The sequence below is a fragment of the Microbispora sp. NPDC088329 genome (assembly GCF_040685655.1).
GTDB lineage: Bacteria > Actinomycetota > Actinomycetes > Streptosporangiales > Streptosporangiaceae > Microbispora.
On sequence record NZ_JBFBIP010000008.1, the window covers coordinates 1 to 20,532 of the forward strand.

A 20,532-nucleotide genomic window follows, 5' to 3' on the forward strand; every position below is an offset into this window, starting at 1 on the left:
GTTACATTCCGAACCCGGAAGTTAAGCCTGTCAGCGCCGATGGTACTGCACCGGGGACGGTGTGGGAGAGTAGGACGCCGCCGGACAATTTTTTGGAAGGGCCATCCCGTGTGGGATGGCCCTTTCTGCGTTTACGGGTTGTGCCATCGCCAGATGGCACTCGCGTCGAGAGGTGCGAAAGCTCTCATCGAGGCCCGGGCGGTGGTAACGGCGCGCTAGGCTGGCAGTGCTGGGCCACCCCACCACGGGTGGCCTTCGTCGCATCGGACGAGAAGCGAAGGCTGCGGCGGGCGCGATCTCAGCGGCCCTGTGGCACGACAACATGTCTTCCCTGGAACTCATCGGGTATGGGGCGTATCCCCAGCAATCAAGGACATCGGGAAGACGAAGCCCTGCGGCCGGCGAACCGGACGCGGTGAGCAAGCAACAGAGGATAGAAGTGAACAGAGAAGACGGGCGCGACGGCGCGGGCCGTGGCGAAGACAACCGCGAAGAGAGCAGGAACCGGGCCGAGCGCGCCGGAGAATTCCGCGGTAACGGAGGAAGCGGCGGCTTTGGCGGTCGTTATGGAGGGCGGCGAGAAGGCTTCCGGAGCGACCGCGGCGAGCGCGGTGAGCGCGGTGAGCGCCCGTTCCAGTCCGACAGACGAGGCTACCGCGACCAGGGCGGGCCGTCCGGAGGACGGTTCAGTTCGCGTGATCGCGACGACAGTGCGAGTCGCTCCTACGGAGATCGCGACACGCGTGGCGGTTACCGTGACCGGGATGACCGCGGCCGTCGTCCGTTCGGTGCCGGAGACCGCGCGGGCGGGCGTACCGACGACCGCGGCGGGTACCGCGACCGCGATGGGGGGCGGAACTTCGAGCGCGGCGGTGACCGGCCGCGCGGAACCGGCGGCTTCGAGGGACGTCGGGAACGCACCTATCAGGACAGGGACGCCTCGCGGACCGATCGGCCGCGCCGGTCGTACGCGGACCGCGACGACTTCCGGGGCGGACAGGGCTCCAGGGATCGGGAGGAACGAGGCGGCCGGTCGTTCCGCTCCGACGACCGCGGCAGTCGGCCGTACGGGGAGCGCCGCACGGACCGGCGGGAAGGCGGCGGCTACGGGGATCGCCCGCAGCGCCAGGGCGGCGGTTTCGGCGGACGCTACGGCTCCCGGGACAGCGGCGGAAGTGAGGGCCGGGAGAGCCGGGAAGGCCGCTCGTTCACGCCTCGGCACGAGCGCGACGACCGTGACGGCGGTCGCCCGCCGCGCCGCCCGGACCAGGAGCGCGGCTACGGCCGCGACAACAGGGGCGGTGGCTACGAGCGCCAGGACCGCCCGCGGCGCCCTTATGGCGACCGAGGCGGCGACCGGGGCACCGATCGAGCTTTCGGAGGCGAGCAGCGGCCGCGACGGTCGTTCGGTGACCGCGATGGCAGGAGTGGCGAGGACAGGCCGAGGCGCCCCTACACCGACCGGCAGCAGGACACGGGCGGTGGCGACCGGTACCGTGACCGCGATGGCAGGAGTGGCGAGGACAGGCCGAGGCGCCCCTACACCGACCGGCAGCAGGACACGGGCGGTGGCGACCGGCACCGTGACCGCGATTCCTTCCGCGACAGGCCGCGCCGCACGCCGGAGGACAGGCCCGCTGGGTCCTTCCGGGACCGTGACGACAGACGTTCCGGCGGTGACCGCGAGGGAGCCAGGACGTTCCGTGGACGTGGGCCGGGCTCCGGCGACCGCCCGCGGCGCCAGTTCGGCAGTGACCGCGGTGACCGCTCCTTCGGCAGGGACCGTGACGAGTCCAGGCCGTTCGGCGGCGACCGTGGTGCGGCGCGTCCCTTCAGCCGGGACGAGCGGGGCGGCAGCCGCACCCGTTACGGCAAGCCGGGCGAGCCGAGGACGCGGGAGGAGATTCCTCCGCTGGATCCCGACATCACGCCGGACGAACTGAACCGGGAGGCGCGTGCGGAGCTTCGCTCGTTGCCGAACGACCTGGCGGACCTCGTGGCCGGCCATCTCGTGGCGGCCGCCCGTGCGCTGAGCGCGGAGGAGCCGGACAAGGCGTACGAGCACGCCAAGGTGGCCCGCCGCTTCGCGGGCAGGATCGGTGTGGTCCGTGAGGCGACGGGCATCGCGGCCTACCATGCGGGTCAGTACGCCGAGGCCCTGGGCGATCTTCGTGCCGCCAGGCGCATCACCGGCTCGGACGAGTATCTGCCGGTCATGGCGGACTGCGAGCGCGGGCTCGGGCGGCCCGAGCGGGCGCTCGACCTCGTCCGGTCCCGCGAGGCCGAACGGCTGGATCGCGCGGGCAGGATCGAGCTGGCCATCGTGGAGTCCGGGGCCCGCCGCGACCTCGGCCAGCACGACGCGGCCGTGATCACTCTGCAACGGGTTCCCGAACTGCGCGACCCCCAGCCGAAGCCGTGGTCGGCACGTCTGGCCTTCGCATACGCGGACGCCCTGGCCGAGGCGGGCCACGAAGAAGCGGCGACCGATTGGTTCGCCCGCGCCATGGCGTTCGACGAGGACGGCGAGACCGACGCGGCCGAACGCTACGCCGAGCTGACCGGTGGTCTCATCGAGGACCTGGAAGAGAGCGACGACGAGTCCGGGGCCGAGGACGGTGACCTCCAGGACGACCTCCAGGACGACCTTCTCGACGACGAGGAGGAAGACGAGCGGGAACCCGGCGGCGAGGGCGTCCGCGAGGCGGTCGAGAACGAGGAGGACCAGGAGGGCCTTCCCGGCGGCACCCGGAACGACGACCTCTCCGACGACCTTCCCGAGGAAGACGAGGACGAGGACGATCTGACCGGCGATCCGGTGGGCGGCGCCCCTTCGGGTGACGACACCGGCGTGGCGACGTCCCCGGGCGGTGAGGCGTCCGCACCGGGCGTCTCCTCCGCGCCGGCGCCGGCCGGAGAGCGGACGCGTGGCACCGATGAGGCGGAGCAGCCTCCGGCGAAGGAGAGCGGGCCGTCCTATGGCCCCGCCTTCATCGAACCGCACTTCGGCGACGTGCTCGACGACCCGGAGAACTCCGAGGATCGGGCGAGGCGTCAGCCCTGACGTCCCCTACGGGCGCCGCTCCGGCGGCGCCCGTCTGCCTTTCTGCAGAAAGCCGCGCTTCCGGGGATGCCTCAGGAATCCGGATTTCGGGGAAGTCAACGTGGGATGAGGTCAAGCCAGTGCATGATCCCCGCGACGTTCGAGGGCGCACCGCTCAGCAGCTCGAACTGCTCGGCGGTGGCGTCACCGGCGCGCAGCGCGGCGTACCGCTCCCGCGTCCGCTCGCGCACCATCGCGACCGCGTGGTCGAGGTCGAGGCCCTCGGCCCTGGCCTGTTTGGTGAGGTCCACCCAGATCCGGAGCTCCTCGGCCGACCGTTCGAGGATCGGGGACACGTCGTCCACCGGTCCGTAGTGGCTGAACAGCAACCGCTGCGGCTTCAGAGCCGTGAACAGCGCTATCGAACCGAGCGCGACGTCGAGGTCGAAGTCCGGCGGTGGGGTGGCGGGCCGCAGGTCCCCGGTCTCGGGCAGGTAGACACCGGCCGCGTCGCCCACGTACAGGTCACCGGTGTGCGAGTCGAGCAGCCCCACGTGGTGTTTGGCGTGCCCGGGAGAGTAGTGACTCGCCAGGGTGCGGCCGTTGCCCAGATCGATCGTCCCGGTGTCGCCCAGAGCCCTGATGCGGGCCGCGTCGGTGGGCGCCAGAGTGCCGAACAGTACGTCGAGCTTGTCGCCCCAGACCATCTTGGCGCTCGCCATGAGCCGGGACGGATCGGCGAGATGCCGGGCGCCCTTCTCGTGGACGACGATCTCCGCGGACGGGTAGTAGCCGGCGATGTCCCCCACGCCGCCGGCGTGATCCAGATGGATATGGGTGACCACGACGGTCGCCAGATCGTCCGGTCCCACCCCGAGGGATGACAAGGCGTCCCTCACCACGGGAGCCGAGGTCGAGGTGCCCGTCTCGACGAGACAGGGGCGGTCGCCGAGAATCAGGTAGCCCGCGGTGATCCCGGAATAACCCGCCATGCGCGTGTCGATCTCGTAGACGTCTCCGCCGAGTGGGGTCACGTTGTCCACAGGCCACTCCTGAAACTAGAACCGATATTCACAGAATGGCATTCAGAACCTCCTCGCCCCAACCCGGTCACGCACAGTGATCTCACGAGGCGGAAAGGAGATCACATGCACCGCAACGAGGTGGTTCTGGTGGGGCGGTTGTCCATGGAGCCGGTGCACCGGGAACTGCCGAGCGGAGCTCCGCTGACGCAGTGGCGTCTCGCGGTCCGCAGGCCGGGGGGTCGCCCGGGCCACCAGCGGTCCGACGCGATCGAGTGCGCGACGTTCGACGACGGCGTGCGTGACATGCTCACCGGCTGGCAGCTCGATGATCTTGTCGAGGTGGAGGGCGCGCTGCGCCGCCGCTGGTGGCGCGGCGGCAGCCGCTACGAGATCGAGGTGCGTACGGCACGGCGCATCGAACCGGCCGCGCCCCGCAGGAGGCGGAAAAGGCGGCGACCCGGCGCCGATGACGACACCGCGGCCGCCGGAACCGATGAGACCGAGAGTAGTGAGACCACCGGGGCGGCTTCCGGGGCTGAGACCACCGGGGCCGCCACCGCGGCTGAGACCGTTGGTATGTCTCAGCCCGCTGACGACTCCGAGGCCGCGGATCCCGGCGGCCTCGCGACGTCCTCCACTGGTGACATACACCCCGCGGGCCTTCCGCCGACCCCTTCCGGCGATGAGGCTGTCGGCTCTCCCTCGGCGTCGTCCGGCGATCAGCACGACGCCGTCCCGGCCGAGCATCTCGGCGAGCGGGTCAGTCAGTGGCGAAGATTCGCATGACCAGGCCCGTCCGAGGCTTGGGCCCGAACGAGGTCGACTTGCGCGGCACCCGCTCGCCCTGCGCCGCGACCGTGAGGACGTCTTCCGTCGACAGCGGATTCAGCAGCACCGCCGTCCCGCCGAGCCTGCGCGCCCTCTCGACGGCGGCGAGAGGGTCGTGGTGGACGACCATCACCGACTGCTCGCTGTCGGTGATCCCCCACACCTTGGGCAGGAGGAACGTGGTGAGGATCGCGGTGTCGAGCATCCGCCACCGCGGGGACTGTCCAGCCGACATCGCGTGCTCGACCTGCAGCGGATCCGGATCCGTCAGCAGATGGGCGGGCCCCTGGCCGGCGATCACGAAGGCCGGGCCGGTCGCGGTGGCGAGCCCCGCGAGGGCGTCCTCGACCAAGGCGAACTCGTGCACCTGCCAGGCGCCCTTGGCCCGGGTGGCGGCCTCCTGCAGGGGCAGCCCCGGAATGACGCGGTGGATGGCCTTGAGATCGGGCGGATAGACCGTGGAGTCGACCAGATACGCCAGACCGTAGTCCCACGGGCCGGGCCCGATGTGGTCCTTCTGCAGCGCCTCATACGTGGCGTAGCGATGGTGACCGTCGGCGATCAGCGCCTGACGCTCACACAGGTCCTCCGCGACCGCGTCGATCTCGTGGGGATCGGTCACCGCCCAGAGCCGATGGTGGACGCCCTCACGGGTCCGGACGTCCATAAGGGGAAAGCGCTGGGTCGCCACGTCGTCGACGAGCCGGGAGGCGGTGCCGCCGCCCTCGTACAACAGGAAGATCGGCTCGAAGTTGGCCTGCGTGGCCCGCATCAGGGCGAGCCGGTCGGCGACGGGCTCCGGCAGCACGTTCTCATGCGGAAGGATCGAGGTCGACCCGACCCCCACGCCTCCTATCAGGCCCCGCTGCAGGAAACCGACCCCGCTCTGCTCGTACACGTACAGGCCGGGCAGGGAGTCGACCGTCAGCACTCCGGCGGCGAGCCACTCGCTCAGCGCGGCGCTCGCCTCACCGTAGTGGCTCACCCCGGGAAGGATCAGGCGCACCACGTTGTTCGGATGACGACTGAGCAGTTCCCGCGATTCGTCAGGGGAGATGAGATCGTACGGCGGGGAGGTGACAGCGGCCAGATCGTCCACCGCGTAACGGACGCCGTGGAACGGACGTAGCACCAGTCCCGCCCGTTCAGAACTCTCCATACCGGGCATGTTGCCATAAGTGCCCGGACTCCCCGACGCTGCGGTGCCCGGTTGCTTGTGAAATCGGAGTGCAGGAGGGCTTACCCCATGATCGAAGGACGAAACGAGGCCTCTGCTTCTTCCAATGATCCGGGCGGTACGCCTTCCGGCGGCGTCTACGAGTGGTTCAAGCGCGGCATGAAACTTCTCGAAGAGGGCAGCCCGGCCGCGGCGGCGGCCATCCTGGAGCACGCCGCGCGGGCCGAGCCCGACTCGCGCAGCATCCGCGAGGGCCTCGCCCGGGCCCAGTTCAACGCCAAGCGGTACGACGAAGCCGCGGGCAGCTTCCGCTGGATCGTCGACGCCAACCCCGCCGAGGACTACGCCTACTTCGGCCTCGGCCTGTCGCTGTGGCGCAGCGGAGACATCGAGGCGGCGCAGGAGCCCCTCGCGGTGGCGGTCGCGATGCGCCCCGACCTCCGGCACTACGTGTCCGCGCTGAAGCAGGTCCGGGCCACGCTGCGGGCGAGGCAGGCGTGATCGTAGGCCATACTTTCGGCATGCCAAAGACCACCGGCGTGCTCGTGAACGCCTACGACACGTTGCTGCTCGACCTCGACGGCGTCGTCTATCTGGGCAGACGCGCGGTCCCCGGCGCCGCCGAGGCACTGGTGAAGGCCCGGGACCTGGGCGTGCGTCTCGCGTTCGTCACGAACAACGCGTCGCGCACTCCGGGGGCGATCGCCCAGCACCTCGGTCATCTGGGCATCCCCGCCGCCCCGGAGGACGTCGTGACGTCCGCCCAGGCGGCGGCCCGGCTGGTCGCCGAGCACGTGCCGCCGGGCTCGGCCGTCCTGGTGGTGGGCGGCATGGGCCTGCGCATGGCCCTGCGCGAGCACGGCCTGCGCCCCGTCACGACGGCCTTGGACGCTCCCGCCGCCGTGGTGCAGGGCATCGCCGACAACCTGTCCTACGGGCTGCTGTCCGAGGGGGCGCTCGCCGTGCGTCAGGGAGCGTGGTTCGTCGCGGCCAACGGCGACACGACGATGCCGACGGGCAGGGGCGAGCAGCCGGGGAACGGGTCGATGAGCCGCGTGATCGCCACCGCGACCGGTGTCGAGCCCGTGGTCGCGGGCAAGCCGGAGCCGCCGCTGCACCGCGAGTCGATGATTCGTACGCACGCGGAGCGGCCCCTGATCGTCGGCGACCGACTCGACACCGACATCGAGGGCGCGACGCGGGCCGGTGTCGACAGCCTGCTCGTGCTGACCGGCGTCGCCGGTCCTCTCGACGTGCTCACCGCCGCGCCCCACCACCGTCCCACCCACATCGCCGCCGACCTGTCCGGTCTGCACGCGCCCGTGGTCCCCGTACGGCGTGGCCAGGGCGGCTGGACCTGCGGCGGCTGGACGGCCGGATGGCAGGACGGGACGCTCGTGCTCAGCGGGGATGGCGACCACGTCGAGGGGCTTCGCGCGGCATGCGCCGCAACCTGGGAGGCGGCGGGGGACGGCCAAGCGGACGAGGACGCGGTGAAGGCCGCCGTGGCGGCGCTCAGCCGCTGACCGGCGTGAGGGCCGGCGGCCGCCGTCCACTCCGCGCTCCCGCTCGACGAGGTCTGAGCGGGAGCGGCCGGGAGGACCCGCGGGTTCCGAGCGGGAGCGGCCGGAAGGACCCGTGGGGTCCGAGCGGGAGCGGCGGGCAGGACCGGTGGGAGCCCGGGGGCGGAGTGACCGGGAGGACCCGCGCCTGGGCGGCAGCGGTCAGAGGAGCTTCCGAAGACGCAGCAAATCACCCAGGCTCGCGTCGATCTTGACTCGGCCGCCCAGCAGGGCGCGGCCCATGTCGAGCTCGCCGTTCACCATCGAGATCAGGTCCTCGCTCTTGAGCGTCAGCTTGACCTCGGCCGGCCGGCCGTCCTCCGGGGGCACCTCCTTGAAGGGGTCGAGCCCGCCCCGATGGATGCGGCCGTAGAAGGTCAGGCCGAGGTCGGAGATCCGGCAGGCCAGCCGGCGTTCGACCACGTGCTTGGCACGGTCCTCCTCGCTTATCTCGTCGAAGTGCTCGACGAGTTTGTCCAGCGCCGCCCGGCATTCCTCGACGGTCGCCATGTGCCTGCCTCTCTCCTCGCGGACCGTGTCTCCTCGTGAACCGCGCACGGATCACCGATCGACGATGTGATTGCCCTCTACCTACCGACAGTAGCTTTCCACGGGGGGCCTGCGCGCAATCCGCGTTGAGTCATGGAACGGCAACGGCACGAGTCCGCTGGTGCGTAAGCGGTAGATTTCCCAATCAAAGGGACTGTGCGGCGCTCTCGCGTCCACCAAAGGCGAGATCACCCGACGGAACGCCCGGCGGGGGCAACCTCCGGACGGCCCGGATGGCGCACGATCGTCGGTGGGGTCCGATAGCGTCGAGGCGACCGGCGCCGCAGCGGCCGGTGCGGGTGAAACCGCCGCCGTGTGGCCCCGTGCCGTCCGGGCCTCCATCCCGAGGCCTGCGCACCCGAGCGCGAGGCAGCGGCAGAGGCCGGCGCGGCGAGGAGAAAGCGGCGCACTGGCAGGGAGCGGCGCGGCGGGGCGGATGATCGGAGCAGGAAGGGACCATGACGGACAGCGGTATCGCGACCGGGGATCATCTCGCCCAGGGCGCCGATGGCGTGCAGGCCGCGTTGTCGTCTCTCGGACGGCTGGCTCACACGCCGGTGTCCGAGCACGTGGGCGTTTTCGAGCAGGTCCTCGCCGGCCTCGAAGCGGTGCTCGCGTCCGTGGAGGATGCCGGCGGGCGGCGGCCCGAAGCCCCCGGCGGCCGGGAGAGCGATCAGTGAGCCTCACCGGAGTGGCCGCGGACGCCACGAGCCGGCCGGGCACGCCGGTCCGGACGCCGCCGGACGTCGTGGCGGGGCGGGCCCGGTGAAGCGCGTCCGGCTGGACAGCGAGCTCGTACGCCGCGGGCTCGCCCGGTCCAGGGAGCAGGCGGCCCAGCTCATCGAGGCGGGCCGGGTCAGTGTCGGAGGCCGCGTGGCGGGCAAGGCGGCCACGCAGGTGGACACGGCCGCCCCCATCGTGGTCGCGGAGACGGCGGAGGGCCCCGACTACGTGTCCAGGGGCGCCCACAAGCTGCTGGGGGCGTTGCGCGCGTTCGAGGGGCTCCGCGTCGAGGGACGCCGGTGCCTCGACGCGGGTGCCTCGACCGGCGGCTTCACCGACGTGCTGCTCAGGCACGGCGCCGCCCACGTGCTCGCGGTCGACGTGGGGTACGGCCAGCTCGCCTGGTCGCTGCGCACGGACGAGCGGGTCACGGTGATGGAGCGGGTCAACGTCCGCGACCTGACCCCGGAGATGGTGGGCGAACCGCCGACGCTGATCGTCGGGGACCTGTCCTTCATCTCCCTCCGGCTCGTCCTCCCGGCACTGGTGCGCTGCGCGGCCGGGGTCGCGGAGTTCGCGATGCTGGTCAAGCCGCAGTTCGAGGTCGGCAAGGAGCGCGTGGGCGCGGGAGGCGTCGTACGCGACCCGGCTCTGCGGGCGCAGGCGGTGCGGGACGTCGCGACGGCGGCGGGCTCGCTGGGCCTGACGGTGAAGGGCGTGACGGCGAGTCCCTTGCCGGGGCCGTCGGGGAACGTGGAATACGTTCTGTGGCTCGGGAAGGGGCCGGGACACGACCCCGTGCCCGACGTGGACGCGGCCGTCGACACGGCGGTCGCGGAGGGACCCCGGTGAGCGCGGGCGGCGAGGCGTGGAGACGATGAGCGCGATGAGCACGGGTGGCGTGGCGGGAGACCGGGCGGACGCCAAGAGAACCGTCCTGGTGACGGCGCACACGGGCCGGGAGGCGGCCGTGCGCAGCGCCCGCCTGGTCATGGAACGGCTGATCGGGGCGGGCATCAACGTCCGGGTGCTCGACGAGGAGGCCGAGGAGCTCGGCTGCGCCCATGTCGAGGTGGTCCCGGAGAACGGGGCGGCGCTGGAGGAGGCCGAGCTCATCATCGTCCTGGGCGGCGACGGCACGCTGCTGCGCGCGGCCGAGCTGGCCCGCCCGGCCGCGGTGCCGCTGCTCGGCGTCAATCTGGGGCATGTGGGCTTCCTCGCCGAGGCGGAGGTGGAGGACCTGGCGTCCGTGGTGGACCTGGTGGCCGAGGGCCGCTACGAGGTCGAGGAACGCATGACGCTAGAGGTCGCCGTGCGTCTCAACGGCTCGGTTCTCGCGCGGACCTGGGCGCTCAACGAGGCGTCGGTCGAGAAGAAGGACCGCATGCTGGAGGTTGTCGCGGAGATCGACGGCCGCCCGCTGTCGCGCTGGGGGTGCGACGGCGTGATCTGCGCGACCCCCACCGGATCGACGGCGTACGCGTTCTCGGCCGGAGGCCCCGTCGTCTGGCCCGAGGTGGAGGCGCTGCTCCTGGTGCCCAACAGCGCCCACGCCCTGTTCGCCCGGCCGATGGTGGTGTCGCCGAAGTCCACGCTGGCGCTGGAGATCCTGCCCGACACCAGCGCCGGTGTGCTGTGGTGCGACGGACGCCGCCGCTTCGACATCCCGCCCGGCGCCCGCGTGGAGGTGCGCAGGGGCGAGGTGCCGGTACGGCTGGCCCGGCTGCTCGGCGTGGAGACGACCGGGGCGCCCTTCACCGATCGCCTGGTCGCGAAGTTCGGACTGCCCGTGCAGGGCTGGCGGGGTCGCGTACGCTCCGGGTGACCGCGGGCGGCGCCGCCGTCCACAGCAGGTTGCGGCGGTTGATGGTGATATGCCGGGTGAGCAGGGCTTTCGTGTCCACAGATTCTCGTTCGGGTCGTGGTCCGGACACGCTGTCCTCGAAAATCTTGACGAGTTACGCGTAGGATCTCTGGCGAGTTCGGTCGGCAAAACGGGAGGGACCAGTGCGGCCACGGGTCGAGGAGGTCCGCATCCAGGGGCTCGGCGTGATCGACGAGGCCGTACTGGAGCTGTCGCCGGGATTCACCGTCGTCACGGGTGAGACGGGGGCCGGCAAGACGATGGTCGTGACCGGTCTCGGCCTGCTGTTCGGGGGACGTGCCGACCCGGCCAGGGTCCGGCCGGGTGCCGACAAGGCGACGATCGAGGGCACGCTCGTGATCGAGCCGGGGGGCCGCGTGGCCCAGCAGGTCGCCGACGTCGGCGGCGAGGTCGAAGACGGGCAGCTCATCATCTCCCGGTCGGTCTCCGCGGAGGGCCGCTCCCGCGCCTGGCTGGGCGGCCGTGCCGTGCCGGTGGGCACGTTGACGTACATCGCCGACGACCTCGTGGCCGTGCACGGGCAGATGGACCAGCAGCGACTGCTGCAACCCGGCAGGCAGCGCGCGGCGCTCGACCGTTACGCCGGCGACGAGCTGGTGAAACCCCTGCGGGCCTACGAACAGGCCTACAAGCGGCACAGGCAGGTGGGGGAGCTGCTCCACGAGCTGACCGTCAAGGCCAGGGAGCGGGCGCAGGAGGCCGACGTGCTGCGGTTCGGCCTGGAGGAGATCGAGAAGGTCGAGCCCAGACCGGGGGAGGACGCCGAGCTGAAGGAGGAGGCCGAGCGGCTCTCCCACGCCGACGCGTTGCGGACCGCCGCCACGACCGCGCACGCCGCGCTGCTCGGCGATCCGATGTCGAGCGCGCAGGACGTGCAGGACGCCGTGTCGCTGCTCGGTCACGCGAAGGCGTCCGTGGAGTCCGTCCGCGACTTCGATCCCGCGCTCGCCGGGCTCGCCGACCGCCTGGCGGAAGCCGGTTACCTGGTCTCCGACGTGGCGACCGAGCTGGCCGCGTACGCCGAGTCGGTCGAGGCCGATCCGGCGCGGCTCGCCGCTGTGCAGGAGCGCAGGGCGGCGCTGAACGGACTCATGCGCAAGTACGGCGAGGACGTCACGGCGGTGCTCGCCTGGGCGCAGCGGGCCGCCGAGCGGCTGACGGAGCTCGAAGGCGATGACGAGCGCATCCAAGAGCTGACGCGGGAGCACGGCGAGCTCACCGAGCGGCTCGGCGAGCTGGCCGCTGAGCTGACGGCCATCCGCACCGCCGCGGCCGAGCGGTTCGGCCGGGTGGTGACCGAGGAGCTGACCGCGCTCGCCATGCCGCACGCCCGGGTGAGTGTGGCGATCACCGCCAGCGACGGCTTCGGTCCGCACGGCGTGGACGAGGTCGAGCTCCGGCTGGCCTCCCATCCCGGTGCTCCGCCGCTGCCGCTGACCAAGGGCGCCTCGGGCGGTGAGCTGAGCCGGGTGATGCTCGCCATCGAGGTGGTCTTCGCCGGCGCCGACCCCGTTCCGACCTTCGTGTTCGACGAGGTCGACGCGGGCGTGGGCGGCAAGGCGGCCGTGGAGATCGGCAGGCGGCTGGCCAAGCTCGCCAGGACGGCGCAGGTCATCGTGGTGACTCACCTGCCGCAGGTGGCGGCCTTCGCCGACCAGCACCTCGTGGTCGAGAAGGCGAGCGACGGCAGGGTGGTCCGCAGCGGCGTCGTGACACTCGACCGGGAGGGCCGCGAGCGGGAGCTGTCGCGCATGCTCGCCGGCCTGGAGGACTCCGAACTCGGCCGGGCGCACGCCGCCGAACTGCTGTCCATCGCCGCCGCCGACAAGGCCGCCTGGGAGAAGGCGTCCTCGGGAGCGGCCAAGCGCCCCGGCCGCCGCGCCGCAGGCTGAGGACCACGCCGGTCCTGCCTGCGCGTACACTCGGCGAGGCGCGCGGGGGTGACGTTTGGATCAAGGCGCGCAGGGAAGCAGTCAAACCCCGGAACGAGGGGGCTGAGGAAACGGGGGCGGACGGCGTCGCGGAAGGTGTGCGTTGGCCCGGCTGCCCCCGGTCGGCGCACCTCGGCAACATCCCTGACTTGTATGGCAAAACAGACGAGCCGTGGGGTGTGGAAGCGTGGCGGTCGCCGCCTCTGGCAGGATGGTCATGATGAAGGTCCCGAGCTTGAATGTTCCGGGCCTCCGCCGCAGGAAGGTCGAGGGCCTTCCCGGGGTGACGGCAGTGGCGAGAATCGACAGGCGGACCAAGAGGCTGACCAAGCGCCTCAAGCCTGGGGAAATAGCGATTATCGATCACGTCGACATCGACCGGGTCAGCGGGGAGGCTCTCGTCGCGTGCGGTGTGGCGGCCGTGATCAACGTCGCCGCGAGCATCAGCGGCCGTTACCCCAACCTCGGGCCCCAGATCCTGATCGACGCGGGCATTCCCCTGATCGACAACGCGTCGCCGGAACTGTTCGAGCGGATCGCCGACGGTGACGTGATCCGTGTCCACGAGGGCATGGTCCACCTCGGCGAGGAACTGGTCGGCAAGGGGCAGCCGCAGACGGCCGAGAGCGTCGAGGCGGCGATGACCGAGGCCCGTGCGGGCCTGGCCGTCCAGATCGAGGCCTTCGCGGCCAACACGATGGAGTACGTCCGGCGCGAGCGCGACCTGCTGATCGACGGAGTCGGCGTGCCCGACATCCGAACCTCCCTGGAGAACCGCCACGCCCTGATCGTGGTGCGGGGTTACCACTACAAGGAGGACATCGCCACGCTGCGGCCGTACATCCGGGAGTACCGCCCGGTGCTGATCGGCGTGGACGGCGGGGCGGACGCGCTGCTCGAGGCCGGATATGTGCCCGACATCATCGTGGGCGACTTCGACTCCGTCTCGGAGAAGGCCCTGCGCTGCGGCGCCGAACTGGTCGTCCACGCCTACCGCGACGGCCGGGCGCCGGGACTCGAGCGGGTGCGCGATCTCGGACAGGAGGCGGTCGTGTTCCCCGCGACCGGGACGAGCGAGGACATCGCGATGCTCCTGGCCGACGACAAGGGCGCCACGCTGATCGTCGCGGTCGGCACCCACTGGACGCTCGACGAGTTCCTGGACAAGGGCAGGTCGGGCGCGGCGAGCACATTCCTCACCCGCCTGCGGGTGGGAAGCAAGCTCGTGGACGCCAAGGGGGTGAGCCGGCTCTACCGCAGCCGGATCTCCACGTCGTCCCTCCTGTTGCTCGTAGCCACCACAATGATCACGATCGGTGTGGTGCTTTCGGTATCGCCGATCGGCCAGGTGTGGCTGAACGGCCTGCGCGTGGCCTGGAACGGCTTCATCTTCTGGCTGGTCGGACTCTTCTCGTGATCGATTTCCGTTATCACCTCGTCTCGATCGTGGCGATCTTCCTCGCGCTCACGGTCGGCATCGTGCTGGGCAGCACCGTGCTCGAGCCCACGCTCATGAAGTCGGCCGAGGAGACGACCGCCTCTCTGCGACAGGCCAACGAGAAGTACCTGACGCAGCTCTCGGAGCTGCGGACGCGCGAGGAGGGCGGCAACTCGCTCGTCACGACCCACCTGCCCGAGCTCGTGCGCGGCCAGCTCGCGGGGGAGCGCGTCGTGCTCGTCGAGGCTCCCGGCGCGCCGGCCGCCCTGCGCGACCCGATCGAGAAGCTCGTCACGAGCGCGGGCGCCACCTACAGCGGCAGGGTCAGCCTGACCGAGAAGTTCACCGACGCCGAGCAGGCGAGCGTGGTGGACGGGCTGGCCACCAACCTCGCCGCGGCCGGCACCACGTTCCCCGACGGGGCCACGCCGTACGACAAGGCCGCGGCGATGCTCGCCGGCGCGATCGTGACCAACGACCGCGCGCAGGCGGGCCGGGTCAACCCCGCGGCCGCCGGCGTGCTGGAGGCGTTCCAGGAGGGCGACTTCCTGACCCTGAACGACGATCCCGAGCAGCGCGCGACGATGGCCATCGTGCTCGCGCCGGCCCAGCCGTACGAGGGAGAGGACGCCGCCCGGCAGACGGACGCGATCGTCTCGGTGGCGGCCGGTCTCGACAGCGGTGCCCTCGGCACCGTCCTGGCCGGCACCGTCACCGCCTCCGCGAACGGCGGGGTCATCGGGGCGCTGCACGACACCGGCGGAGTGGCGTCGGCGGTCTCGACGGTCGACACCGTCGATTTCGCCGCGGGCCGTGTCGTGGTGGTCTACGCTCTGCGGGAGCAACTGGCCGGCCGTTCGGGTGCGTACGGCATCGGCAGCGGCGCGACGGCGTTCGAGCCCACGCTGACCATGCCCAGCCAGACCCCCACCCCGGTGGCGAGCCGGGGCTGAGCCACCGGCCGGCACCACCAACGTAGGAAGGGCAACAGCCGTGGCCAGACGTCCCCAGGCCGGCACCCGCGCCGCCGCGGCGCTCAGTGTCGCTGCCGGTGCCGCCGTCGGCGCCGCACTCGGCGCCGCCGCCGCACGCGCCGCCTTCGCCGCGTTCCGGCGCCGCCCGCCGATCGGCGACGAGAAGACCGCCGACGAGTACTGGACCCGGGTCAACCACCGGGGCGAGCCGGTCACCCTGCTGGAGGGCCCGGCGTTCGCGGCCGGAGCCGTCGCCGCCTCCGCCCTGGCCCCCGGCCTCCCCATGCGCGCCCGCGCGGCCGCCGTGCTCGCCGGCGCGGGCAGCGGCGTCCTCGGCGCGTACGACGACCTGTTCGGCACGACCTCCTCCAAGGGGTTCAAGGGCCACCTGGCCGCGCTCGCGCGCGGTGAGGTGACCAGCGGAGCGGTCAAGATCCTCGGCATCGGCGCGACCGGGCTCGCCGCGGCGGCGCTCGCCCCCGGCGACGGCCGGGGCGGCAGCGCGGTGACGCGGTCCCTCGACACGCTCGTCGACGGCGCGTTGATCGCCGGCAGCGCCAATCTCGCCAACCTGTTCGACCTGCGGCCCGGCCGCGCGATCAAGGTGGGGCTGCTCGCCGGGGTTCCCCTGCTGGTCGCCTCGATCGCCGCGCCGTACGGCCCGCGCTCCCGCCGGGCCGCCGCGTTGACCGCCGTTCCGCTGGGCGCGGCGGCGGCGCTGCTGCCCGAGGACCTGGGCGAGCGGGCGATGCTCGGCGACGCCGGGGCGAACGCGCTCGGCGCGCTGCTCGGCCTGGCGGCCACGGCCCGGCTGGGCAGGTCCGGCCGGATCGCCGCCCTCGGTGCCGTCGCCGCTCTCACCGCCGCCTCGGAGAAGGTCAGCTTCACCAAGGTCATCGCCGGCAACCCGGTGCTCAACCGGCTGGACATGCTCGGCCGCCGCGCTCCGCAGGCCACCCCCGGCACGTCGGGGTCGCGCGGGTGACCTGGACGACCAGGGCCGTCCGCGGAGGCGTACGGCACCGGCATGGGTAAGCGGCATGCTTAGACGGCTCGGGGCGGGGATCGCCGGGGCGGCGGTCCTGATCGGGGTCATCACGGTTCTGGCGCGGGTGACCGGTTTCGCGAAGCAACTGGCGTTCGCGCGCACGGTCGGCACGAACTGCCTGGCCACCGCCTACTACACGGCCAACAACGTGCCGAACATCGTCTTCGAGGTCGTGGTGGGCGGCGCGCTCGCCGGGATGGTCGTCCCGGTGCTCGCCGGCGCCGCCGCCCGAGCGGACGGCGGGGCGCGTGCGGAGGTCGGCAGGATCGCCTCCGCGCTGCTGACCTGGGTGGTCGTGCTGCTGGTGCCGCTCGCGGCGCTGACCGCGCTGGTCGCGGGGCCGCTGGCGCGGCTGCTCGTCGTCTTCGGGGTCGGGGAATGCGACGTCGGCCAGGTCGCCGGCGTGGCGGCGCGCATGCTGGTCGTGTTCGCGCCGCAGATCCCGTTGTACGGCATGGCCGTGGTGCTCTACGGCGTGCTGCAGGCCCATCGCCGGTTCTCGGGGCCGGCGCTGGCGCCGCTGGTGTCGAGCGTGGTGGTCATCATCGCCTACCTGGCCTTCGGGCCGCTCAGCGGCGGACACAAGGACCCCGCCACAGTGCCCGCACCGGCCGAGATCGCGCTGTCGGCGGGAACGACGCTCGGCGTGCTGGCCCTGGTCGTCACCGTGGTCGGGCCCACATGGCGGCTCGGCCTGCGATGGCGGCCCACACTCCGCTTTCCCGAGGGTGTCGCCGTAGAGGTGCGGCGGCTCGCCCTGGCCGGGCTGAGCGCGCTGGTCGCCCAGCAGGCCGCCGCGGCGATCCTGATCCCCATCGCCAACCGCGTCGGCGGGGGCGCGCTGCCCGCGTACAACTACGCCTGGGCGATCTACCAGGTGCCGTATGCCGTGCTCGCGGTGCCCATCGCGACCAGCGCGTTCCCCGCGCTCGCCGCGCGGGCGCGGACCGAGGGCGAGGGCGGGGCCGAAGGTGAGGGCTTCGCGGCGCTGGCGGCGCGCACGACGCGCGCGGTCGTGCTGGTCTGCGGTCTGGCGGCCGGCGCGCTGGCCGCGGTGGCTGGCCCGGTCGCGCACGTTTTCCTCGCCCAGGCCGACACCGAGATCGCGGCGGCGGAGTTCGCCCGGGGGATCGCGCTGTTCGCGCCCGGGCTCATCGGGTATGGCCTGGTGGCCCACCTCAGCCGGGTGCTGTACGCCGCGGGACAGGGCAGGGCGGCGGCCCGGGGACAGATCGCCGGGTGGCTGGTCGTGGCCGTGGCCCAGGTGGCGTTCGTCCTCGTGCTGCCGGAGGGCTGGGGCCTCGGCGGGCTCGCACTCGGCCAGGCGGCGGGCATGACGGTGGGGGCCGGGCTGCTGCTGGCCTCGGTCGTGCGGGCGCGAGGGGCGCGGGCCGCCGACGGCGTTGCGCGGGCCGGTCTGGCCGCCCTGCTGGGCGGGGGCGCGGGCTTCCTCGCGGGCGCGGCGGCCGCCCGGCTTCCCCTGGCGGGCGAGGGCCCGTGGGGCGGCCTCCTGACGGCCGCTCTGGCCGGTCTGACCGCCGTGGCCGTGGGAATCCTCGTCGCCGCACTCGTGGACCGGGCGGATCTGGCCGCCGCCCTGTCCGGAGTGAGACGCGGGAGGGGCGCGAGCCCGGCGGACCCACCGGCCGAGGAGACGGTATGAGCGAGCGAGTCGATAGGTACGGTGTCTGGCGAGGTGCTGAATCGCGCGCCTCCGGCACGACCGAACCGCGAGCCGGAGGCGGGGAGGTGGCATGAGCGAGCGTAGCGAGCGAATCGGTAAGCACAGTGTCTGGCGAATGCCGCTGCGAGCCGGAGGCGGGGAGGTGGCATGAGCGAGCGTAGCGAGCGAATCGGTAAGCACAGTGTCTGGCGAATGCCGCTGCGAGCCGGAGGCGAGGAGGTGGCATGAGCCGGATCGTGCTGGTGCTGGGGTCGAGCGTCGGAGGGGTGGCCCGGCACGTGCGGATGCTCGCGGGCGGGCTGGTCACGCGGGGGCATCGCGTGCTGGTCGCGGGTCCGGGCAGCACCGAGGAGACCTTCGGGTTCACCGGCACGGGCGCGGACTTCGCCGAGGTCGAGATCGCCGACCGGCCTCACCCCGTGCACGACCTGCGGACCGCTCTGCGCCTGCGCGGGCTCGCCCGCGGCGCGGACGTCGTCCACGCCCACGGCCTGAGAGCCGGCGCGCTGGCCGCGCTCGCCCTCACCGGGTCGCGGGGGTGGCCGCGCCTCGTGGTCACCCTGCACAACGCGGTCACGGCGGGCGGCGCCATCGGCGTGGTCTACCGGGTGCTGGAGCGGATCGTCGCCCGGCGTGCGGACCGTGTTCTGGCGATCTCGCCGGACGTCGCGGAACGCATGCGGGCCAGGGGCGCCCGGGGAGTCGACCTCGCGGTGGTGCCGGCGCCGCCGCTCGCCGAACCCGCCCGCTCGGCCGAGGACGTGCGGGCCGGCATTCACGCCCGGCTGTCCGGCGCGGCGCGGACACAGCAGGAGGTGGAGGAACGGCCGATCCTGCTCACGGTCGCCCGGCTGGCCCAGCAGAAGGGCCTGGAGACGCTGCTCGACGCGGCGGCCGGGCCGTACAAGGGGGACCCGGTCTTCGTGATCGCGGGCGACGGGCCGTTGCGCGAGGAGCTTCAGGCCCGGGTCGACGCCGAGGAACTGCCGGTGGTCCTGTACGGCTGGGCGGAGCCCGCCGACCTGCTGCAGGTCGCGACGGCGGTGATCGTGCCCAGCAGGTGGGAAGGGCAGCCGCTGAGCGTCCAGGAGGCGCTGCGGGCGGGCAGGCCCGTCATCGCGACCCGGGTGGGCGGCATTCCCGCGATGGTGGGTGAGGCGGCCCTGCTGGTGCCGCCGCAGGACCCGGGTGCGTTGAGCCGGGAGATCGGCCGCCTGCTCGGCGATCCCGCTCTGGCCGCCCGCCTGGCGCAGGCGTCCGAACGGCGTGGCCGCGAGCTCCCCGACGAGGACGCGGCCCTGCGGGCGGCGCTCGCGGCGTACGGGCTCGCGTCGTAGCGACGGGGTGGCCGGACGGTGCGATCACCCTCTCGCGCCGGTGACACAAGACCGTCGGCGCGGCTAGCGACCGCGTGTCTCCGCCGGCGAACGCGGCCATTCCGGCAAGGATTAGGCGAGGCTAAGTCTGATCCATATACTGGACGGGTTGGGGGGGAGTATCCCTTCGCGGCGGTTCCGTCATCACGGTGTCAGCACCCGGGGCCGTCGGTCCGCCGTGTACGGGCGGGAGAGACCTCCGGCAGTGTGTTCAGCGCGCGCCGGAGGTAGTCGTGGTACATGCACCGCTGTGGTTGTGGGCCCTGGTCATCGTGGGTCTCCTTGTCGTGGTCGCCATCGACCTGTGGATCGTCGATCGGGGTGAACCACGCGAGTTTTCGATGCGGCAGGCCGGCATCTGGGTGGGTTTCTACGTCTGCCTGGCCGTGCTGTTCGGCATCGGGTTAACAGTCTGGGCCGGTCCAGGGACAGGTGGCGAGTTCTTCGCGGGCTATCTGACGGAATACAGCCTCAGCGTCGACAACCTGTTCGTCTTCTACATCATCATGACCCGCTTCGGGGTGCCCAGGATCTACCAGCACAAAGTCCTGCTGGTCGGCATCGTCCTGGCGCTCGTCATGCGCGGGATCTTCATCGCCGTCGGAGCCGCCGCGCTGAGCCGCTTCGGCTGGCTGCTGTACGCGTTCGGGGTCTTCCTCATCTACACGGCGTACACGCTGATCCGGGACCACAACAAGGATGACGAGGAGTTCAACGAGAACATCCTCCTGCGCTGGGCCCGGCGGGTCTTCCCGACCACTCCCGACTACGTCGGCTCACGGGTGACCGTGCGGGTGGACGGCAAGCGCATGGTGACGCCCATGCTGATCGTGATGATCGCCATCGGCACCACGGATCTGCTGTTCGCCCTCGATTCGATTCCGGCCATCTTCGGCCTCACGAAGGCGGCCTTCATCGTGTTCTCCGCGAACGCGTTCGCCCTGATGGGACTGCGTCAGCTCTACTTCCTGCTCGGCGGTCTGCTGCAGCGGCTGGTCTACATCAGCTACGGATTGGCGTTCATCCTCGGATTCATCGGGGTTAAGCTGATTCTCGAAGCACTCCACGAGAACGAGGTCTCCTGGGCTCCTCAGATCCCCATCTGGGTGTCCCTGGCGGTCATCGGCGTGACCATGGCCGTGACCACCGTAGCCAGTCTCATCAAGGCTCGCCGCGACGACAAGATTGTTACTTCTTCGGCGGAAGCCTCCCAGACGGAGGCGTCTCAGGCGGAAGCCCCGCAGGGCTAGCGAAAACGGGCACTCACCCTGTTTGCTTGTTCTCGTTGT

The 20,532-nt window shown here is 71.9% G+C and carries 17 protein-coding genes and 1 rRNA gene; 15 read left to right on the forward strand and 3 right to left on the reverse strand.

Annotation, left to right across the window (positions count from 1 at the left end; all coding sequences use genetic code 11):
- Nucleotides 1-86: ribosomal RNA gene (gene rrf / locus AB0O28_RS16880) — 5S ribosomal RNA — on the forward strand; the annotation flags it as partial.
- Between the two features lie 1,886 nt (nucleotides 87-1,972).
- On the forward strand, nucleotides 1,973-3,064 hold the full coding sequence (locus AB0O28_RS16885; RefSeq protein ID WP_363640983.1) for a hypothetical protein: 1,092 nt from the start codon (nucleotides 1,973-1,975) through the stop codon (nucleotides 3,062-3,064).
- Between the two features lie 95 nt (nucleotides 3,065-3,159).
- On the opposite strand, the gene AB0O28_RS16890 is transcribed toward AB0O28_RS16885, so the two are convergent.
- A complete protein-coding gene (locus tag AB0O28_RS16890) occupies nucleotides 3,160-4,086 on the reverse strand; it encodes an MBL fold metallo-hydrolase (RefSeq protein ID WP_363640985.1) in 927 nt (308 codons plus the stop codon).
- A gap of 105 nt (nucleotides 4,087-4,191) precedes the next feature.
- Between AB0O28_RS16890 and AB0O28_RS16895 the strand changes: the two genes are divergently transcribed.
- Nucleotides 4,192-4,854, forward strand: a complete 663-nt coding sequence (locus tag AB0O28_RS16895) for a single-stranded DNA-binding protein (protein WP_363640987.1) — start codon at nucleotides 4,192-4,194, stop codon at nucleotides 4,852-4,854.
- On the opposite strand, the gene AB0O28_RS16900 is transcribed toward AB0O28_RS16895, so the two are convergent.
- Complete coding sequence (locus AB0O28_RS16900; protein ID WP_363640989.1) at nucleotides 4,829-6,055, reverse strand: DUF1015 domain-containing protein; 1,227 nt, start codon at nucleotides 6,053-6,055, stop codon at nucleotides 4,829-4,831. The two genes, AB0O28_RS16895 and AB0O28_RS16900, sit on opposite strands and share 26 nt — an antisense overlap.
- 87 nt (nucleotides 6,056-6,142) lie before the next feature.
- Here AB0O28_RS16900 and AB0O28_RS16905 point away from each other — a divergent pair, with 87 nt between their 5' ends.
- Complete coding sequence (locus tag AB0O28_RS16905) at nucleotides 6,143-6,574, forward strand: tetratricopeptide repeat protein (RefSeq protein WP_363640991.1); 432 nt, start codon at nucleotides 6,143-6,145, stop codon at nucleotides 6,572-6,574.
- Between the two features lie 20 nt (nucleotides 6,575-6,594).
- Nucleotides 6,595-7,599 carry an HAD-IIA family hydrolase gene (locus AB0O28_RS16910; RefSeq protein WP_363640993.1) on the forward strand — a complete coding sequence of 335 codons (1,005 nt, stop codon included), beginning with the start codon at nucleotides 6,595-6,597 and terminating at the stop codon, nucleotides 7,597-7,599.
- A gap of 198 nt (nucleotides 7,600-7,797) precedes the next feature.
- Here the strand turns inward: AB0O28_RS16910 and AB0O28_RS16915 are convergent, their stop codons facing one another.
- Nucleotides 7,798-8,145, reverse strand: a complete 348-nt coding sequence (locus AB0O28_RS16915) for an SCP2 sterol-binding domain-containing protein (protein WP_363640995.1) — start codon at nucleotides 8,143-8,145, stop codon at nucleotides 7,798-7,800.
- Nucleotides 8,146-8,642: 497 nt separating this feature from the next.
- Here AB0O28_RS16915 and AB0O28_RS16920 point away from each other — a divergent pair, with 497 nt between their 5' ends.
- The 10 genes from AB0O28_RS16920 (at nucleotide 8,643) to AB0O28_RS16965 (ending at nucleotide 20,493) form a co-directional block, all read left to right on the forward strand.
- Complete coding sequence (locus AB0O28_RS16920; protein WP_363640997.1) at nucleotides 8,643-8,864, forward strand: hypothetical protein; 222 nt, start codon at nucleotides 8,643-8,645, stop codon at nucleotides 8,862-8,864.
- 85 nt (nucleotides 8,865-8,949) lie between these two features.
- Entirely contained in the window at nucleotides 8,950-9,759 is an 810-nt protein-coding gene (locus tag AB0O28_RS16925; RefSeq protein ID WP_363640999.1) for a TlyA family RNA methyltransferase, read from the forward strand.
- A gap of 34 nt (nucleotides 9,760-9,793) precedes the next feature.
- Nucleotides 9,794-10,732 carry an NAD kinase gene (locus AB0O28_RS16930; protein WP_363641001.1) on the forward strand — a complete coding sequence of 313 codons (939 nt, stop codon included), beginning with the start codon at nucleotides 9,794-9,796 and terminating at the stop codon, nucleotides 10,730-10,732.
- A 182-nt stretch (nucleotides 10,733-10,914) separates the two neighbouring features.
- On the forward strand, nucleotides 10,915-12,684 hold the full coding sequence (recN, locus tag AB0O28_RS16935) for a DNA repair protein RecN (protein WP_363641003.1): 1,770 nt from the start codon (nucleotides 10,915-10,917) through the stop codon (nucleotides 12,682-12,684).
- 259 nt (nucleotides 12,685-12,943) lie between these two features.
- Nucleotides 12,944-14,140, forward strand: coding sequence for a putative cytokinetic ring protein SteA (steA, locus tag AB0O28_RS16940; protein WP_363641005.1), 1,197 nt, complete (start codon nucleotides 12,944-12,946; stop codon nucleotides 14,138-14,140).
- Nucleotides 14,137-15,114: a copper transporter gene (locus AB0O28_RS16945; protein WP_363641007.1), complete on the forward strand. Its 978-nt coding sequence runs from the start codon at nucleotides 14,137-14,139 to the stop codon at nucleotides 15,112-15,114. The genes steA and AB0O28_RS16945 overlap by 4 nt, the downstream gene beginning before the upstream one ends.
- Before the next feature lie 40 nt (nucleotides 15,115-15,154).
- On the forward strand, nucleotides 15,155-16,120 hold the full coding sequence (locus AB0O28_RS16950; RefSeq protein WP_363641009.1) for a hypothetical protein: 966 nt from the start codon (nucleotides 15,155-15,157) through the stop codon (nucleotides 16,118-16,120).
- 55 nt (nucleotides 16,121-16,175) lie between these two features.
- Nucleotides 16,176-17,846 (forward strand): lipid II flippase MurJ, encoded by a 1,671-nt coding sequence (locus AB0O28_RS16955; protein ID WP_363641011.1) that lies wholly within the window; start codon nucleotides 16,176-16,178, stop codon nucleotides 17,844-17,846.
- A gap of 245 nt (nucleotides 17,847-18,091) precedes the next feature.
- A complete protein-coding gene (locus tag AB0O28_RS16960; protein WP_363641013.1) occupies nucleotides 18,092-19,204 on the forward strand; it encodes a glycosyltransferase family 4 protein in 1,113 nt (370 codons plus the stop codon).
- 272 nt (nucleotides 19,205-19,476) lie between these two features.
- Nucleotides 19,477-20,493, forward strand: coding sequence for a TerC family protein (locus AB0O28_RS16965; protein WP_363641015.1), 1,017 nt, complete (start codon nucleotides 19,477-19,479; stop codon nucleotides 20,491-20,493).
- The last annotated feature ends 39 nt before the right edge of the window (nucleotides 20,494-20,532 follow it).

Bases quoted from the DNA above. Each gene is read 5' to 3' on its own strand.
- AB0O28_RS16895 (WP_363640987.1), top strand. From the start codon at position 4,192: ATGCACCGCAACGAGGTGGTTCTGGTGGGGCGGTTGTCCATGGAGCCG.
- AB0O28_RS16900 (WP_363640989.1), bottom strand. From the start codon at position 6,055: ATGGAGAGTTCTGAACGGGCGGGACTGGTGCTACGTCCGTTCCACGGC.
- AB0O28_RS16905 (WP_363640991.1), top strand. From the start codon at position 6,143: ATGATCGAAGGACGAAACGAGGCCTCTGCTTCTTCCAATGATCCGGGC.
- AB0O28_RS16910 (WP_363640993.1), top strand. From the start codon at position 6,595: ATGCCAAAGACCACCGGCGTGCTCGTGAACGCCTACGACACGTTGCTG.
- AB0O28_RS16915 (WP_363640995.1), bottom strand. From the start codon at position 8,145: ATGGCGACCGTCGAGGAATGCCGGGCGGCGCTGGACAAACTCGTCGAG.
- AB0O28_RS16920 (WP_363640997.1), top strand. From the start codon at position 8,643: ATGACGGACAGCGGTATCGCGACCGGGGATCATCTCGCCCAGGGCGCC.
- AB0O28_RS16930 (WP_363641001.1), top strand. From the start codon at position 9,794: ATGAGCACGGGTGGCGTGGCGGGAGACCGGGCGGACGCCAAGAGAACC.
- steA (WP_363641005.1), top strand. From the start codon at position 12,944: ATGAAGGTCCCGAGCTTGAATGTTCCGGGCCTCCGCCGCAGGAAGGTC.
- AB0O28_RS16955 (WP_363641011.1), top strand. From the start codon at position 16,176: ATGCTTAGACGGCTCGGGGCGGGGATCGCCGGGGCGGCGGTCCTGATC.
- AB0O28_RS16960 (WP_363641013.1), top strand. From the start codon at position 18,092: ATGAGCCGGATCGTGCTGGTGCTGGGGTCGAGCGTCGGAGGGGTGGCC.